Here is a 16,507-nt window from a genome sequence, read left to right as displayed (position 1 = left end):
CGCACGGGGCGTCTTTCAGGAGATTCTCGCCTTTTCCCTCCCGATTCGTCTCATTTCGGGGGCCGATGGGAATCTCCTGGTTTTTGTCCACTCAATACCCCTCGGGGGTACCGCTGGCAGCGGCGGGGGCGTAGGGTTGTGGTACCCCCTAGGGGTATGAGCAGCAGGGAGCGGCATGGATCACAGCGCACACGTCGGCTACAGCGGCGACAAAGACCTCATCATCAAGCGCCTCCGCCGGGCCGAGGGGCAGGTTCGCGGCATCCAGCGAATGGTCGAAGACGACACGTACTGCATCGACGTGCTGACCCAGGTCTCCGCAGCGACGAAGGCCCTCGAGACGGTAGCCCTGCAGCTGCTCGACGACCATCTGGCGCACTGCGTCGCCGAGGCCGCTCGTGAGGGTGGCCCGGTCGCCGACGAGAAGATCCGCGAGGCGTCGGCGGCTATTGCCCGCCTCGTCCGCTCCTGATGTCTCCGCGATCGAGAGGACCCCGATGACACCCAGCGACAACACGACCAGCACCACCTTCCTGGTGGACGGGATGACCTGCGACCACTGCGTCCGCGCCGTGACCGACGAACTCAGCGCGGTGCCCGGAGTGACCGCCGTGTCGATCGACCTGCGCCCGGGAGCTTCGAGCTCCGTCACAGTCGCGAGCACCCGCCCGCTGGCTGAGCCCGAGGTGCGCGAAGCCGTCGACGAGGCGGGCTACGACCTGCGGCCGGCCGCCTCATGAGTGAGAGCGGTGCCGGTGGCGCGCCCACCCGGATCCTCGACCTGTCGATCGAGGGAATGACCTGCGCGAGTTGCGCCGGGCGTGTGGAGCGCAAGCTCAACCGCATCGCCGGGGCAGAGGCCTCGGTCAACCTCGCGACCGAGCGCGCTCGTGTCTCGCTGCCCATCGATGCCGACGATTCCGTAGCTCTCGACGCGGTCTCGGCGGCCGGCTACACCGCGCGAGTCGCCGAAGCCCGGCACACACCGAAACCGCAGGATCCGGCCCACCGCCCGGCATCGCCCACGCCCTCGGGCGCTCCCGCTGACGCTCCCGCCGATCACCCCGACCACTCCGACCACGATCACGGATCGGCCGACTCGCTTCGGCAACGCCTCCTCGTCTCGGCTGTTCTCGCCGTGCCCGTCTTGGTGCTCTCGATGGTGCCGGTGCTTCAGTTCACGAACTGGCAGTGGCTCGTCTTCGCCCTGGCCAGCCCGGTCGCCGTGTGGGGGGCTTGGCCGTTCCACACGACGGCGTTCCGCCAGGCGCGACACGGCGGTGTGGGCATGGACACCCTCATCTCGCTCGGCGTGATCGCCTCGTATGCATGGTCGGTGTACGCGCTCTTCTTCGGCGATGCGGGGCTACCGGGGATGCGCATGACCCTGCAGCTCGTGGGTCGGGCCGACGGAGCGTCGAGCGACACGTATCTCGAGGTGGCCTCGACCGTGACTGTCTTCTTGCTCGCCGGGCGATACTTCGAGGCCCGTGCCCGCACGAGCTCTGGGCGAGCGCTGCACGCGTTGCTGTCGCTCGAGCCCCTCGAGGCACGCCGTCTCGTCGACGGGATCGAGACACGGGTGGCAGTCGCAGAGCTCGCCGCAGGCGACGTCTTCGTCGTGCGACCGGGCGAGCGGATTGCGGCTGACGGGGTCGTCACACGCGGTGCATCGGCCATCGATGCCAGCATGCTCACGGGCGAATCGGTGCCCATCGAGGTGGGCGTGGGTGACACCGTCGCGGGCGGCACCCTGAACGAGGGCGGACATCTGACCGTGCGGGCGACTCGGGTGGGAGCCGACACCCAGCTCGCCCACATCGCACGCTTGGTCGAAGACGCCCAGACCGGCAAAGCCCGTGTGCAGCGTCTAGCAGACCGGGTGTCGGCAATCTTCGTGCCTGTCGTGATCGGCCTGGCGCTCGCCACGCTGATCGGCTGGCTCGCCACGGGCCACGCTCCCATCGAGGCGTTCGCCGCCGCGGTCGCGACCGTGATCATCGCCTGCCCGTGTGCGCTGGGATTGGCGACGCCCACGGCCCTGCTCGTCGGCACCGGCATCGGCGCGAGCCGGGGCATCGTGATCCGCGGGCCCCAGGTCATCGAGCGAGCCGGAGCGGTCGACACCGTCGTCTTCGACAAGACCGGAACACTGACGACCGGCTCCATGGCACTCGTCGAAGTCGTCGCGACGACCGGCGAGACGCGGGGGCACGTGCTCCGGATGGCCGCCGCCGTCGAGGCCCTCTCGGAGCACCCGGTCGGCCGGGCCATCGTCGCTGGGGCCGTGGCCGAAGGGCAGTCGGACGGCGTCGCTCGTGCCGATGACTTCGAGGCGTCGGGTGGATCGGGAGTGCGTGCCCTGGTCGACGGCCACGTCGTGCTCGTCGGTCGGCGCGAGTGGGTCGCGGGCGAATGGGCGGTCGACACCGCGAGCGTCTCTGCGGCCGTCGAGGCCTCCGAGGCGTCGGGCCGCACCGCCGTCGTCGTGGCCTGGGACGGCCGTGCTCGCGGCGTCGTCTCGGTGGCTGACACGGTTCGGCCGACGAGTGCTGCCGCTCTCGCCCGTCTGCGTGAGCGCGGTCTCGAACCGATGATGGTCACGGGCGACAACGCGGGTGCGGCCGCCGCAGTGGCCTCCGACCTCGGCATCGAGAGAGTGATCTCTGGAGTGCTGCCCGGAGGCAAGCTCGAAGTCATCCGCGCGCTGCAGGCCGAGGGGCGCGTCGTCGCCATGGTCGGCGACGGGGTCAACGACTCGGCGGCGCTCGCCGGCGCCGACGTCGGCATCGCCCTGGCAGGGGGATCGGACGCCGCCCTCGAAGCCGGAGACATCACGGTGTTGCGCGACGACCTCCGCCTCGTACCCGACGCTCTCGACCTCTCGCGCCACACCCTTCGCACGATCAAGGTCAATCTCTTCTGGGCATTCGCGTACAACGTCGCGGCTCTGCCGATCGCCATGCTGGGCCTCCTCAATCCGGTCGTGGCGGGCCTCGCGATGGCGCTGTCGTCGCTCATCGTGATGGGCAACAGCCTGATGCTTCGACGCACCGCTCTGCCGAAGTAATCCACAGGTCGCTCGACACCGCTCACAGCCCAGGATCCCAACCCGCGTATTCCGCTCCCCGGTGCGAGAATGGACACATGTCACTCGTCACAGCCCCTCGTCCCGACGCCGCTTTCCGCTATCGCGTGCGCGATCTGTCCCTCGCCGAGTCCGGCCGCCACCAGCTGCGTCTCGCCGAGAACGAGATGCCCGGTCTCATGGCCCTCCGCGACGAGTTCGCCGAGTCGCAGCCGCTCAAGGGCGCCCGCATCGCGGGTTCGCTGCACATGACCGTGCAGACCGCCGTGCTGATCGAGACGCTCACCGCGCTCGGCGCCGAGGTCCGCTGGGCGAGCTGCAACATCTTCTCCACGCAAGACGAGGCCGCGGCCGCCGTCGTCGTGGGCCCGAACGGCACCGTCGACGAGCCCGCCGGCGTGCCGGTCTTCGCCTGGAAGGGCGAGACGCTCGAAGAGTACTGGTGGTGTGCTGCCCAGATCTTCGACTGGAGCGCCGAAGCCGCCGAGTCCGGCGAGAGCTTCACCGGCCCGAACATGATCCTCGACGACGGCGGCGACGCCACCATGCTCGTGCACAAGGGCCGCGAGTTCGAGGCCGCGGGCGTCGTTCCCGAACCGGCTGCTGGCGACTCGGCCGAGTGGAAGGTCGTGCTCGAGCTGCTCCGCGCCTCCCTCGCCGAGTCGAGCGACCGCTACACCAAGGTCGGCGAGGCCATCCTCGGTGTGACCGAAGAGACCACCACCGGCGTCCACCGCCTCTACGAGCTCGCCCGCGACGGCCTGCTGCTCTTCCCGGCCATCAACGTCAACGACTCCGTGACCAAGTCGAAGTTCGACAACAAGTACGGCATCCGTCACTCGCTTCCCGACGGCCTCAACCGCGCCACCGACGTGCTCATCGGTGGCAAGGTCGCATTCGTGGCCGGCTACGGCGATGTCGGCAAGGGTGCCGCCGAGGCTCTTCGCGGCCAGGGCGCTCGCGTGATCGTCAGCGAGGTCGACCCGATCAACGCTCTGCAGGCGGCGATGGACGGCTACCAGGTCGCCAAGCTCTCGAGCGTGATCGGCGACGTCGACATCCTGGTCACGGGCACCGGCAACGTCAACGTGGTCACGGTCGACGACCTCCTCGGCCTCAAGCACCTCGCGGTCGTCGCCAACGTCGGCCACTTCGACAACGAGATCGACATGGCCAGCCTCGAGTCGCTTGCGGGCGCCGAGCGCATCGAGATCAAGCCGCAGGTGCACGAGTGGCGTCTGCCCACCGGCCGCAGCATCCTCGTCCTCTCCGAGGGTCGCCTGATGAACCTCGGCAACGCCACCGGCCACCCGTCGTTCGTGATGAGCAACTCCTTCACGAACCAGGTGCTCGCGCAGATCGAGCTCTTCACCAAGCAGGAGCTCTACCCGGTCGGCGTCTACACGCTGCCGAAGCACCTCGACGAGAAGGTCGCGCGCCTGCACCTCGACGCCCTCGGCGTTGAGCTCACGACGCTGACTCCCGAGCAGGCCGCCTATATCGGCGTGCCGGTCGAGGGCCCCTACAAGGTCGACCACTACCGCTACTGAGCGACAGCCCGAACCCTCAGGCGCCGAAATCGGGCGGATCCGCGAGTCTTCTCGCGGGTCCGCCCGATTTCGTTGTGACGGTACGGCCGAGCCCGAGACCGAAGCCAAGACCGAGGGGTCAGCGCCGCGGAAAGCCGCTGGGCAGCCCCTCGAGCGCGGGCGCAAGGCGCTGCAGGTTGGCCGCCTCGGCGTCGAGCGCCCGAGCTTCGCGCTCCCGGCGGACCACCGACACCGCGGCCACGAAGGTCTCGGCGTCGACAGCAGGCAGGGGCGAGACGTACCGCGACGCTTCGCCGGCGAGCGAGGTGGCCACCCGGATCCTGGAGTCGGGAGTCAACGACCCGGACTGCTGCACGAACGACGACAACCGCCGTGCCAGCGAGTCGGGCAGCCGGGCCACGTCGGCGGTGCGCGCCCACTCTTCGAGCGCGGGAGGCACGGCGTAGACGATCCGCCCCGCTTTCGGCGGACGCTCGTTCAGCGCGTAGGTGCCGGCCATCAGATCGCCGAGCCGCTGCGACTTCGAGTTGAGCAGGCCGACCACGACGGCGACTCCGCCGACGGTCATGACGATCTCGAGCACTCCGACGAGCGCGCGGATCACAGCGTGCCGAAGGCTGATCGCTCCACCGTCGAGCCGGACGACGCGGGCTCCGACCGCGAGTTTGCCGAGCGACTTGCCTCGGCTGGCCGTCTCGATGGCGACCGGAGCGCCGACTAGCGCGATGACGATCGAGGCGATCGAGAGTGCCTGGGCGGTCGAGCTGTCGACGAGACCGCGCGAGCTCGCGAGCGAGAGCACGACCAGGAGGCCGATCAGCAGCAGCACGTACGCGACGTAGTCGATCACCACGCCGGCCATCCGCAACACGAAGGGCGCCGAGCGGATGTCGAGGCCGACCGCCTCGCCGGTGACGAGCTCGTCGTCGTCGGCCGCGAAGGTGTCGAATGCGACGCCCTCGCCGCCGAAAGCGGCACCGCGACCGGTGCGGGGGAGCGCTCGTCGACCGGCCATGCCTAGTATCTAATCAGAATGGACATCGACGCCTACACCCGCGCCCACCAGGAAGACTGGTCTGAGCTCGACCGGCTCGCCAAGCGTCGGCGCCTCGAAGGCAACGACACCGACCGCCTCATCGAGCTCTACCAGTCGGGTGCCTCGCAGCTGTCGGCTCTGAAATCGAGCGCAGGATCCAGCGCGGTCGGCGAACGCCTCTCCCTTTCGCTCTCGAGAGCGCGGCTCCGCTTCACCGGCACCGGGCGCAACCTCGCGGGTCAGGTGCCGACCTTCTTCGCCGTGCAGCTGCCGGCCGCGCTCTACCGGGTGCGCTGGTTGTCGCTCGTGATCGCGGCGGTGACGGTCGTCGTCGCAGTGCTCTTCGGCGTCTGGGCCGCCACCAACCCCGCCGTTCTCGCCAACTTCGGCTCGCCCGAGTTCCGCAAGCAGTTCGCCACTCGCGACTTCGTCGACTACTACTCGAACAACGCTCCGTCGTCGTTCACGGGCCAGGTCTGGACCAACAACGCATTCATCGCCGCTCAGAGCGTCGCGTTCGGCGTCACCGGCATCTACGTGCCCTACCTCCTCCTGACGAACGCGCAGAACGTCGGGATGAGCGCCGGCGTCCTCGCCGAGCAGGGGCGCCTCGAGTACTTCTTCCTCTACATCGCGCCGCACGGTCAGCTCGAGCTGTACAGCCTCTTCGTCGCGATGGCGGCCGGGTTGATGATCTTCTGGTCGTGGATCGCCCCGGGCGCCCGCACCCGGGGGCAGGCCCTGGCCGAAGACGGCCGTGCGCTGGGCAGCATCGCCATCGGCCTCGTCATCTCGTTGCTGGTGTCAGGCGTGATCGAGGGGTTCGTCACCCGGCAGCCGTGGCCGTGGGCGATTAAGATCGGCATCGGAACGGTCGCTCTGGCAGCGTTCCTGATCTACCAGTGGCTGGTGGGCGGTCGGGCGTTCCGGGCGGGCCAGACCGGTGACCTCGACGAGTTCGAGGCGGGGGCGCGCCAGCTCGTCTCCGGTTAGCAGGCGTCGGCCACGCCGAGATCGCAGTTGCGGTCGGGTGCGAGCGACCCGAAGTGCGATCTCGGCGAGAGAGCCCGACCTATAGCCGCCCCGCCGCCTTCAACGCGAGGTACCGGTCGGCCAGCGCGGGCGGCAGATCGGCCGGCGATCCGGTCACTACCTCGGCGCCGAGCTGCCGCAGCGCCGCGGAGACGCGGGCGACGTCGAGGAGCGCGCGCTCGGCGGCCGCCGCCCGGTAGACCTGGTCGCGGTCGGTGCGAGTCGCCGCGAGCTCGTCGAGCACTGGGTCGACGACACTCGCCACGACCACCAGGTGCCGAGCGGTGAGCTGCGGGATGGCGGCCAGGAGTGCCCGGGCTGCCCCGGGCGAGTCGAGCGTCGTGGCGATCACGACGAGCGACCGCTGCGTACTGATCGATCGGACGAGACCCGGCACGAGCGCCCAGTCGGTCTCGACGAGCTCCGGATCGATCGGCGCCATGGTCGTCACCATCGACGAGAGGAGGTCGGCGCCCGTCGCGCCCTGCACCCGGCCTCGCACCCGTCGGTCGACGATGGCGAGATCGACGCGGTCGCCGGCCCGCGAGGCGAGGGCGCCCAGCAGGAGCGCCGACTCGAACGCGGTGTCGAGGCGGGGCTCGTCGCCGACCCGCGCGGCGGAGGTGCGGCCGGCGTCGACGATCAGGACGACACGGCGGTCGCGCTCGGGCCGCCAGGTGCGCACCATCAGGTCGGTGCGTCGGGCGGTGGCACGCCAGTCGATCGAGCGGATGTCGTCGCCCCGGACGTACTCGCGCAGACTGTCGAACTCGGTGCCCTGACCGCGGATCATCACGCTGGTGCGACCGTCGAGCTCGCGGAGCCGAGCGAGGCGCGACGGCAGGTGCTTGCGCGACGAGAAGCGGGGGAGGACCCGGATCGAGCCGGGGAGCGGATGCGTGGCCTGCCGGCCGGCGAGCCGCAGAGGGCCGAGGGTTCGGATCGTCACTGCCGAAGCGCGGCGCTCACCCCGGCGGAAGGGGGCGAGGGCGGTGGTCGCCCCGTGGCGCCGACCTGGAGCGACGGCCAGGCGGAAGCGAGCGGGCGAGGCGCCCGCGGAGGGCTCCCAGGCGTCGCGGGCGAGTCCGCGGATCCTTCGCTTGCCCTCGTTGACGATCGACAGCGACACCGTCGTCGACTCGCCGAGACGGATCGCCGAGGGCAGTGTGCGCGTCAGCCGCACAGTGCGCGGGGACGCCGCGAGAACGACATCGATCACGAGGAGCAGCAGGCAGAGCCCGAGCCAGCCGACCAGCGCCCAGGGGCTCGACGTCGCGACGACGGGGACGACGCCGAGGACGACGACGAGCACGAACCATCCGGTGACGACCACGGTTACAGCGGCACGCGAACGGTCTGGAGCACGGAGCGGAGGATCCCGTCGGCGTCGACACCCTCGAGCTCTGCCTCGGGTCGGAGCTGGAGACGGTGACGCAGCACCGGCAGAGCCATTGCCTGCACGTGGTCGGGCGTGATGTGGTCGAGGCCGGTCAGCCAGGCCCAGGCCTTCGACGCCGCGAGCAACGCCGTCGACCCCCGGGGGCTCACGCCGATCTTGACCGACGGGCTCTCACGGGTGGCGCGGGCCAGATCGACCATGTAGCCGAGGACGTCGGGTCGCACGCCGACCTCGCGAACCGACCGCTGAGCCGCGAGGATCTCGGCCGATCCGAGCACGGGGGCCACTCCCGCAGCGGTGAGATCGCGGGGCGAGAAGCCGGCCGCGTGGCGGGTCAGCACCTCGACCTCGTCGTCGCGAGCCGGGAGGTCGAGGGTGAGCTTCATCAAGAACCGGTCGAGCTGTGCCTCGGGCAGCGTGTAGGTGCCCTCGTATTCGACCGGGTTCATCGTCGCGGCGACGAGGAACGGCACCGGCAGCTGCCGCGAGACGCCGTCGACCGAGACCTGTCGCTCTTCCATCGCCTCGAGGAGGGCGGACTGCGTCTTGGGTGGCGTGCGGTTGATCTCGTCGGCCAGGAGGATGTTCGTGAAGACCGGTCCGGAGCGGAACTCGAACTCACCCGCCTTGGAGTCGTACACGAGCGAGCCGGTGATGTCGCCCGGCATGAGGTCGGGGGTGAACTGCACGCGGGTGGTGTCGAGACTCAGGCTGTGGCTCAGCGCCCGCACGAGGAGGGTCTTCGCGACCCCGGGAACACCCTCCAGAAGTGCGTGCCCGCCGGCGAGGAGCGTGACGATCAGGCCCGAGACGGCACCGTCTTGCCCGACGACGGCCTTGCCGACCTCGTCACGAACGCGTGAGAAGGCCTGCTGCAGGTCGGCGGACGACAGCTGAGCATCGGACGCGGGCGGGTCGGCGGACAACGGCTGGGCAGCGTCGTGGGGCGGGGGAGCGTCGGTCATAGGGAGTCTCTCCTAGGGTCGGAACAGGGAGTCATCGAGTGGCCACCGCGCGAGCCGTGGCGGATTCGAGGTCGCGGAGGGCGTCACTGAGCGAGACGAGGTGCTTGTCGTCGCGAGGAACGGTGTCGACGAGCGTGGCCCGGACTTCGGCCGGGTTCGCGCCGATCAGACCGGCGACGCGGAACACGACGTCGTCCACCGTCGAGGACCGCGACAAACCGGTCAGCCTTTGGAGCCGACCGATGGTGCCGATACGGATCTGGTCGAGCGCGTGCACCCGAGCAGACGATCTCTCGTAGAGCCGAGCACGGCCCTCCGTGGTCTCGGTAGAGCGGACCACGACGGGTAGCCGCTCGACGACCAACGGCCCGAAGCGGCGGCCACGCCAGACGCCCGCCGCGATGGCGGCGACCGCGAGCAGCGCGATGCCGGGGGTGACCCAGCCGGGTGTGAGCGACGCGAGCGTGCCCGAGCCCTTCGGCAGATCTGCGAGCGAGGGCTGATACCAGACGAGGGTGGACGAGTCGCCGAGGAGGGTGAGCGCGAGAGCGGCGTTGTCGTCGTCGACGATGCTCTGATTCGTGAGGGCCGCGGAGGCCCCGAGAATGGTGACCGAACCCACCTGCACGAGCCCGAACGCCTTGCCGCCCGAGACCGGCAGGCAGGTGGTGGCGCCCAGGGTCTCGGAGGCGCCGGAGGTGACCGTATAGCCGGTGCCGCTCCCGGTCACCCGGCTGATCTCTGCCAACGCGGGAAGATCGCATCGCGGCGACAGCGTGCCGTCGAGTTCGGGGCCCGCGCTGACGCCCGGGGCGATCGCGTCGAGGGCGGCCTGGCCCGGGTCGACCACGATCGTGTGCGCCGAGAGCGGAGCGAGTGCCTTCCACGACGCGGCCGGAAGGTACTGCCCCGAGTCGTAGGCGAACACCGTGGTGCCCTCAGGATCCGCGGCGGCGGCCTTTCGAGTCGCTCCCAGCGAGTCGGTGGTCACCACCCGGACGCCCTGCTCGCGCAACACGCTGACCAGAGCTTTGGCGCCATCGGGCTGGGTGCTCGTGGGGCCGAGCGGCTGACCGCCGGATCCTCCGAGACCCAGCACGAACACGCCCGCGATGACGGCGACGACGACGCCCGCGACCACGCCGATCGTCACGCGTGCTCGTCGGGTCGCTCGTCGCGCCTCGTCGGCGGGAGCCCGCGTCGGGCGCCGCGGCCGCAGCAGCGTGTCGCTCACGCGAGCACCTCGGTCGAGGCGGGTCGAGTCGGCGTCGCGGCCTCCAGCTCGGCGTCGAGAGCCCGCAGCGCCTCGAAGTCGGTGGCCGTGCCGGGCCGGTCGAGGTAGCGAACCTCATCGAAGACGCGAGACGAATCGAGGATCCGAGACGCGAACGCGGCAAATGGCACCCCCGCCTGCGTTGCGAACGCGTGCGCCGTCGTTCCCGGCGACGTCGTCACCAGGTCGCGTTCGTCGAGGGCACGCGCCACCGCGCGGAACTGCTCGATGATCGCCTGGGCGTGATCGCCGGAAGCGGCGGCCCGCGCCGCCGAGGTGCGGAGGTCGTCGGCCGAGCGGGAGTCGTCGACGCCGAACAGGGCGCCGTCGGCGACGCCTCGGCGGTTGAGGCGCGGAAGACCGTAGACGACGAAGACCACGACGAGCACCGCCGCGACGACGACGAGGAGCACGACGAGCACCAGCGCCGGCGCTCCTTCGACCGACCCGAAGCGCAGCGAGGTGACCCAGTCCCAGAACGCGCTGGCCGCCCGGTCGAGCAAGCCCGGCCGCGAGGCGGCGTACTCGCCCTTCGCCAGCTCCTCCTGGAGGAGTCGGCGGGCCTCGTCGGGCGACGGGGTCAGCGGAGCGCTCACGGGGCTCCGGGTGTGCGGTACGGGTCGGGCAGCTGCGACGTGCCATGGGCGCGCAGCTCGACGTAGCGGACGAGTTCGAGGTCGAGGGCCTCGCGGCGGATGCGCAGGTCGATATAGAGCAGCGCGATGGTGGACGCCTGAACGACGGCGCCGATCGCCCCGATCACGACGGTGATGAGCTGCCCGACGAGGTTGGCCACGAGGTAGGTGACGATCGCGCTCGTGTCGCCGACCGAACCGTTGGGCTCGACCAGCCCGCCGCCGATCTGCGACAGGAACGAGACGGGGGCGCTTGCGACGCTCGACGCCGCGCTCACGATGACCGCGACGAGCGCAATGATGCCGAAGGTCTTCCAGAAGCTGTGCCGTGTCAATCGCCACGATCTGGCGATGGCCCCGCGGAGGGGGAGCCGTTCGAGAAGGAGGACGCTCGGCACGAGACTCGTCTTTGTGCCGATCCAGGCGGCGACGACCGCGATGCCGGCCAGCCCGACGAGGCCGACGAGCACGCCCGACACGATGCCGGCGGGATTGCCGATCAGCACGAGCAGCGTCACGACGCCGCCGACGAGGGCGAGCCCGACCACCGTCGCGGCCATTAGTAGAAAGACCCAGCCGATCAGGGCCCAGATGCGACCCCGAGCCTGGCGCAGGAGCCCGCCGAGCCGCATCTTCTCGCCGACCACCTGGTGGCTCGTCTCGAGGACGAAGACGCCTTGAAGGATCGCCTGCGTCGCGATCGTGAGGAAGAGCGGAACGAGCAGCGCGCCGATTGCGCCGGCCACCGTGCCGGGAAGGATGGCGTCGCGGTTCTGCGGCAGGGCACCCGTGACGCGGTCGATCGCCACGTAGGCGACGCCCGCGGTGATCGCCGCCGACACCACGAACGACACGAGCGAGAAGAGAAGCGAAGTGCCGAACGTCGTGCGCGGATTGCGTCGGAACACGCGGAAGGCGGCACCGAGCATGTCGCCCAGGGTCAGAGGGCGGAGCGGAATGAGGCCTGGCTTCGGCGGTGGGGCCCACCCCGGGGGCGGCCCGACCTGCGGCGGGCCGAACGACTGCGGCGGCCCGAACTGCGGGGGTGGCCCGAACGACTGCGGTGGCCCGAACTGCGGGGGTGGCCCGAACGACTGCGGTGGCCCGAACTGCTGGGGCGGGCCGAACGACGCGGGTGGCCCGAACGACGTGGGCTGGCCGAGCGGCGCGGGCGGGCCGACGGGCGGCGGTGCAGGTGCGGCATGGCCTGGATCCTGAGGCCGACGCTCGTCGGCATCTCGCCCCGGAGTCGCCCACGGATTGTTCTCGCTCATGTTCCCCCGGATCGGCATCGCTGTCGCATGAATGATTCCACACACCGCCGACAACCAGCCAGAGGTACTCCCAGAGTCGTCCCACGAAGGGGGACGCGCCCGTTCCCGGGGCCGTTCGCTACTGTGGTCGCATCAGCACCGACCGGTGCCGCCGACAAGTGGAGACCATGAACCCGCGCATCCTCGTGGTAGATGACGATCCTGCCCTCGCCGAGATGATCGGCATCGTCCTCCGCGCCGACGGCTTCGAGCCCTCGTTCTGCGCCGACGGTTCGGGCGCTCTCCGTGCTTTCTCGGAGGCCCAGCCCGATCTCGTTCTCCTCGACCTGATGCTGCCGGGAATCGACGGCATCGAGGTGTGCCGGCTGATCCGCGCCGAGAGCGGCGTCCCCATCATCATGCTGACGGCAAAGAGCGACACCTCCGACGTGGTGCGCGGCCTCGAATCCGGTGCCGACGACTACGTGGTGAAGCCGTTCAACCCCAAGGAGCTGGTCGCCCGCATCAAGACCCGGCTCCGCCCGATCGCCGAGACCACCAGCGAGAGTCTCGCCGTCGGCGACCTCACCCTCGATGTCGCCGCCCACGAGGTCCGCCGCGGCTCCGAGGTCATCAACCTCACCCCGCTCGAATTCGAGCTCCTGCTCGCGTTGGCCTCCAAACCGCAGCAGGTCTTTACGCGCGAGATGCTGCTCGAGCAGGTCTGGGGCTACCACTACAAGGCCGATACCCGGCTCGTGAACGTGCACGTGCAGCGGCTCCGCGCCAAGGTCGAGCACGACCCCGACAATCCCCGCATCGTGAGCACCGTGCGCGGCGTCGGCTATCGCGCCGGCGCATCCGCCTAACACCATGCGGCTGAGCCTGCCGTCCGTGGGCAGCTGGCGTCGCTGGCCGTCGGGTGTGCTCGGCCTGTGGCGGTCGTCGCTCGAGTTCCGCACCATCGCGATCACGGTCATCCTGTCGGGCATCGCCGTGACCGTTATCGGCGCCTCCATCTCGATCTCGATCGGCAACAACGTCTACGACCAGCGCCGCGCGCAGATCGAGTCCGAGTCGCAGCGCGCGACCGTTCTCGCTCAGGGCATCTTCGACTCGGCGACCTCTACCGAAGACAACAACCAGGTCGAGCTCGACTCCCTGCAGAACCAGGCGCAGAGTGCGATCCTGAGCTCCACCTCCAGCCCGGGCGGCACGAGCATCGCGATCCTCCGCACCCCGGGTCAGTCGACCTCGCAGACCATTCAGAACATCGCGAGCCCCGACTTTCCGAACTCCTCCATCTCTCGGGAGATGCGCTCGGCGGTGGCGCGCGACTCCGATCGGCTGCACTTCCAGCCGGTGTCGCTCACCACCAGCGCCGGTCGCGCCCCCGGCATCGCCGTCGGATCGACCCTGCAGGTGCCGACCGCCGGCCAGTACGAGCTCTACCTCGTTTACGACCTGAGTGACGCGCAGAAGACTCTCGACTTCATGAAGCAGACCCTCGCCATCGGCTCCATCGCCCTGGTGCTGCTGATCGCGGTCATCACCTACGTCGTCGTGCGCCTCGTCGTGGCGCCGATTCGGCAGGCGGCGGAGACGAGCCAGCTGATCGCGGCCGGGCACCTCGAAGAGCGGATCCCCGAGGCCGGGCGAGACGTCGTGGCGACCCTCGGCCGGTCGTTCAACGGCATGGCCGACGTCATGCAGCGTCAGATCGAACAGCTGGCCCACCTGTCGCGAATGCAGCAGATGTTCGTCTCCGACGTGTCGCACGAGCTGCGCACGCCGCTCACCACCATTCGGCTGGCCGGAGACGTGCTCTACGGCAATCGCGGCGACTTCGACCCCGTCTCGCACCGGACCGCCGAGCTGCTGCACACCCAGATCGATCGATTCGAGATGCTCCTCGCCGACCTGCTCGAGATCTCGCGCTTCGACGCCGGTGCGGTCGAGCTCGAGACGGAGCCGGTGCCCTTCGTGACCCTCGTCACCGACAGCCTCGCTGAATTCGAGCCACTGGCCGCAGAAGCCGGGAGCACGATCACCCTGAATGCGCGGGGCGGTTTCTTCGAGGCCGAAGCGGATCCGAGACGGCTCCGTCGGATCCTGCGCAACCTGGTCGGCAACGCCATCGAGCACGGTGAGGGGCGGCCGATCACTGTCACGATCGACAGCGACGCCGACGCGGTCGCGATCGCTGTGGACGACCACGGTGTCGGGCTTCGTGCGGAGCATGCCGAGCGCGTATTCGACCGCTTCTGGCGGGCCGACCCGTCACGCCGGCGCACCATCGGAGGAACCGGGCTCGGGCTCTCGATCAGCAGGGAAGACGCGATCCTGCACGGGGGCCAGCTCGAAGTCGCCTCCGAGCTCGGTGTCGGCACTCGCTTCGTGCTCACGCTTCCTCGACGGCGGGGAGTTACCATCACCTCGTCTCCGATCGCACTGGCTGTTCCCCAGCCGGGCGTCGACACCGAGGGAGGACCGGCATGACGCGTGGCAACCGGTCCGAGCCCTCCGGCCGGAGGCGGCGCTCCTCGGTCTTTCGATCCGTCGCGCTTTCGATGGTGGCTCTCGTCGCGCTCGCCGGGTGCGCCAGCATTCCCTCGACGGGCCGGGTTCAGACCGGCGACCCCATCACGAACAAGATCGAGAGCGACATCGAATACCTCCCGTCGGGGCCGGTCGCCGGAAGCGACCAGGAGCGCATCCTCCGCGGCTTCATCGAGGCGGGCACCGGGTCGCAGGGCGACTACGAGGTGGCACGCGAGTACATGACGGAGGCCGCGGCGAAGAAGTGGAATCCGCAGACCGGGGTGCTCGTCCGCCAGGGCTCGGGCGCGTTCACCAGCGCGGGCCAGGACGCCGGCACCTACACGATCCAGGTCACCGCCCGGGTCGATGCGTCCGGCCACTACAGCGAATCGCAGCCGACCACCGCCCAGCAACTCGACTTCGCGTTCGAGAAAGTGTCGGGGGAGTGGCGCATCAGCTCGGCACCGGCCGGAATCGTGCTGTCGACGGCGAACTTCGACCTCGTCTTCCGCCCGCACGCGCTCTACTTCTTCGACCCGACGCACACGTATCTCGTTCCCGACGAGCGCTGGTTCCTCGCCCGCTCGTCTCCCACCACCCGCATCGCCGAGGCTCTACTCGCCGGCCCGTCGCCGTGGCTCTCCGGGGCGGTCTCGTCGGCCTTCCCCGCGGGTACGCGCCTCGACGACTCGGTCGTGCCCGTCTCGTCGGGGACGGCCAAGGTCGATCTCACGAGCGCGGCCTCCGACGCCAGCGCGACCGATCTCGCCCGGATGCGGGCTCAGCTCGTCGCGAGCTTCTCCACGATCTCGACGGTCAGCGCGGTCGACATCAGCGTTCAGGGGTCGCCCGTCTCGATCCCCAACGACACCGGCGCCGAGGCGATCACCGACCCGCCGGTCGACGCCCGCCCCCTCGTCATCTCCGACGGCAAGTTCGGCTTCGCCAGCACGGCCACCGTTTCTCCGATCTCGGGCTTGTCGAAGACGGTCGTCGGCCTCAACCCGACCTCGGTCGAACTGTCGACGAAACAGACGCTGGCCGCGGTGGGCACGGCGTCGGGCGTCTACGTCGCTCGGAACGACGGCTCGTCACGCCGGCTCGACGACCGGAGCAGCCTCACCGACCCCTCTCTCGACGACCTCGGCTTCATCTGGAGTGCCCAGGAGCGAGCGCCGCAATCGCTGACCGCCTACGCGGCCGACGGGACCGCCCATCCGATCGAGAGCGCTCTGCCCTCCGACGAGCAGCTCACCGCGTTCAAGATCTCGCGCGACGGAACCCGCATCGCGCTGCTGCTCGACGCCGACGGCACCACGCACCTGTACGTGGCCGCCATCGTGCGCGACGACGACCTGGTGCCGGTCAGCCTTGGAGTGCCGATCCAGCTCACGCCGCCCGCCGGCACTCCGGTGTCGGTCACCTGGGTCGACGAGCTGACGGTCGGCACCCTGTCGACGAGCGACGACGGCGACTCGCTCGTGTCCGAGCACGATGTCGGCGGCGAGACCACCGACCTCGGCAGCCCGAACGACGTCGCTGTGGGGCTCGTCGGCGGCAACGGCGCCGACCGCATCCGCGTGCTCACCGTCAGCGGCAATCTGCTCGAACCGCGCGGCAGCGGGTGGGAAGACACCGGCATCGCCGCCGACCTCCTCGCGACCCAGCGCTGAGGCTGGTCGGGCGGCGCCGACCTCACGGTGGTCGGTCGGTCGGTGTCGGCGGGTGTCGTGGG

General features: G+C 69.9%; 14 protein-coding genes. 8 read left to right on the top strand and 6 right to left on the bottom strand.

Annotated elements, in window-relative coordinates:
- Positions 1–175 precede the first annotated feature (175 nt).
- The 4 genes from ASF54_RS04700 to ahcY all read left to right on the top strand — a co-directional run bounded on the left by ASF54_RS04700 (position 176) and on the right by ahcY (position 4,638).
- Positions 176–472: a metal-sensitive transcriptional regulator gene (locus ASF54_RS04700; protein ID WP_055959363.1), complete on the top strand. Its 297-nt coding sequence runs from the start codon at positions 176–178 to the stop codon at positions 470–472.
- 25 nt (positions 473–497) lie between these two features.
- Positions 498–740: a heavy-metal-associated domain-containing protein gene (locus ASF54_RS04695; RefSeq protein ID WP_055959361.1), complete on the top strand. Its 243-nt coding sequence runs from the start codon at positions 498–500 to the stop codon at positions 738–740.
- Positions 737–3,070: a heavy metal translocating P-type ATPase gene (locus tag ASF54_RS04690; RefSeq protein ID WP_055959358.1), complete on the top strand. Its 2,334-nt coding sequence runs from the start codon at positions 737–739 to the stop codon at positions 3,068–3,070. Before ASF54_RS04695 ends, ASF54_RS04690 begins: the two co-directional genes overlap by 4 nt.
- 77 nt (positions 3,071–3,147) lie before the next feature.
- A complete protein-coding gene (gene ahcY / locus ASF54_RS04685; protein WP_055959356.1) occupies positions 3,148–4,638 on the top strand; it encodes an adenosylhomocysteinase in 1,491 nt (496 codons plus the stop codon).
- A gap of 118 nt (positions 4,639–4,756) precedes the next feature.
- On the opposite strand, the gene ASF54_RS04680 is transcribed toward ahcY, so the two are convergent.
- Positions 4,757–5,653: an RDD family protein gene (locus tag ASF54_RS04680; RefSeq protein ID WP_084815946.1), complete on the bottom strand. Its 897-nt coding sequence runs from the start codon at positions 5,651–5,653 to the stop codon at positions 4,757–4,759.
- Between the two features lie 18 nt (positions 5,654–5,671).
- Between ASF54_RS04680 and ASF54_RS04675 the strand changes: the two genes are divergently transcribed.
- Positions 5,672–6,667: a stage II sporulation protein M gene (locus ASF54_RS04675; protein ID WP_055959354.1), complete on the top strand. Its 996-nt coding sequence runs from the start codon at positions 5,672–5,674 to the stop codon at positions 6,665–6,667.
- A 79-nt stretch (positions 6,668–6,746) separates the two neighbouring features.
- Here the strand turns inward: ASF54_RS04675 and ASF54_RS04670 are convergent, their stop codons facing one another.
- The 5 genes from ASF54_RS04670 to ASF54_RS04650 are packed head-to-tail and all read right to left on the bottom strand — an operon-like array spanning position 6,747 to position 12,252.
- Complete coding sequence (locus tag ASF54_RS04670) at positions 6,747–8,039, bottom strand: DUF58 domain-containing protein (RefSeq protein WP_055959352.1); 1,293 nt, start codon at positions 8,037–8,039, stop codon at positions 6,747–6,749.
- A gap of 2 nt (positions 8,040–8,041) precedes the next feature.
- A complete protein-coding gene (locus tag ASF54_RS04665) occupies positions 8,042–9,070 on the bottom strand; it encodes an AAA family ATPase (RefSeq protein ID WP_084815945.1) in 1,029 nt (342 codons plus the stop codon).
- 31 nt (positions 9,071–9,101) lie between these two features.
- The gene (locus tag ASF54_RS04660) at positions 9,102–10,304 is read right to left on the bottom strand and encodes a DUF4350 domain-containing protein (protein ID WP_055959350.1); all 1,203 of its coding nucleotides are present in this window, start codon (positions 10,302–10,304) and stop codon (positions 9,102–9,104) included.
- The gene (locus ASF54_RS04655; RefSeq protein WP_055959348.1) at positions 10,301–10,939 is read right to left on the bottom strand and encodes a DUF4129 domain-containing protein; all 639 of its coding nucleotides are present in this window, start codon (positions 10,937–10,939) and stop codon (positions 10,301–10,303) included. The genes ASF54_RS04660 and ASF54_RS04655 overlap by 4 nt, the downstream gene beginning before the upstream one ends.
- A complete protein-coding gene (locus ASF54_RS04650; RefSeq protein WP_157510027.1) occupies positions 10,936–12,252 on the bottom strand; it encodes a hypothetical protein in 1,317 nt (438 codons plus the stop codon). The genes ASF54_RS04655 and ASF54_RS04650 overlap by 4 nt, the downstream gene beginning before the upstream one ends.
- Before the next feature lie 167 nt (positions 12,253–12,419).
- Between ASF54_RS04650 and mtrA the strand changes: the two genes are divergently transcribed.
- From mtrA to ASF54_RS04635, 3 genes are read left to right on the top strand one after another with little or no spacing between them, the layout of a single operon-like run.
- Positions 12,420–13,100 carry an MtrAB system response regulator MtrA gene (gene mtrA, locus ASF54_RS04645; RefSeq protein WP_055962072.1) on the top strand — a complete coding sequence of 227 codons (681 nt, stop codon included), beginning with the start codon at positions 12,420–12,422 and terminating at the stop codon, positions 13,098–13,100.
- A gap of 25 nt (positions 13,101–13,125) precedes the next feature.
- Positions 13,126–14,730: an MtrAB system histidine kinase MtrB gene (mtrB, locus tag ASF54_RS04640; RefSeq protein ID WP_235480940.1), complete on the top strand. Its 1,605-nt coding sequence runs from the start codon at positions 13,126–13,128 to the stop codon at positions 14,728–14,730.
- Positions 14,727–16,445 (top strand): LpqB family beta-propeller domain-containing protein, encoded by a 1,719-nt coding sequence (locus tag ASF54_RS04635; RefSeq protein WP_157510026.1) that lies wholly within the window; start codon positions 14,727–14,729, stop codon positions 16,443–16,445. Before mtrB ends, ASF54_RS04635 begins: the two co-directional genes overlap by 4 nt.
- The last annotated feature ends 62 nt before the right edge of the window (positions 16,446–16,507 follow it).

The organism is Frondihabitans sp. Leaf304, assembly GCF_001423105.1.
Lineage (GTDB): Bacteria > Actinomycetota > Actinomycetes > Actinomycetales > Microbacteriaceae > Frondihabitans.
Note: the sequence above shows the minus strand (reverse complement) of the source record. Positions and strands in the feature narration are given on the sequence as shown.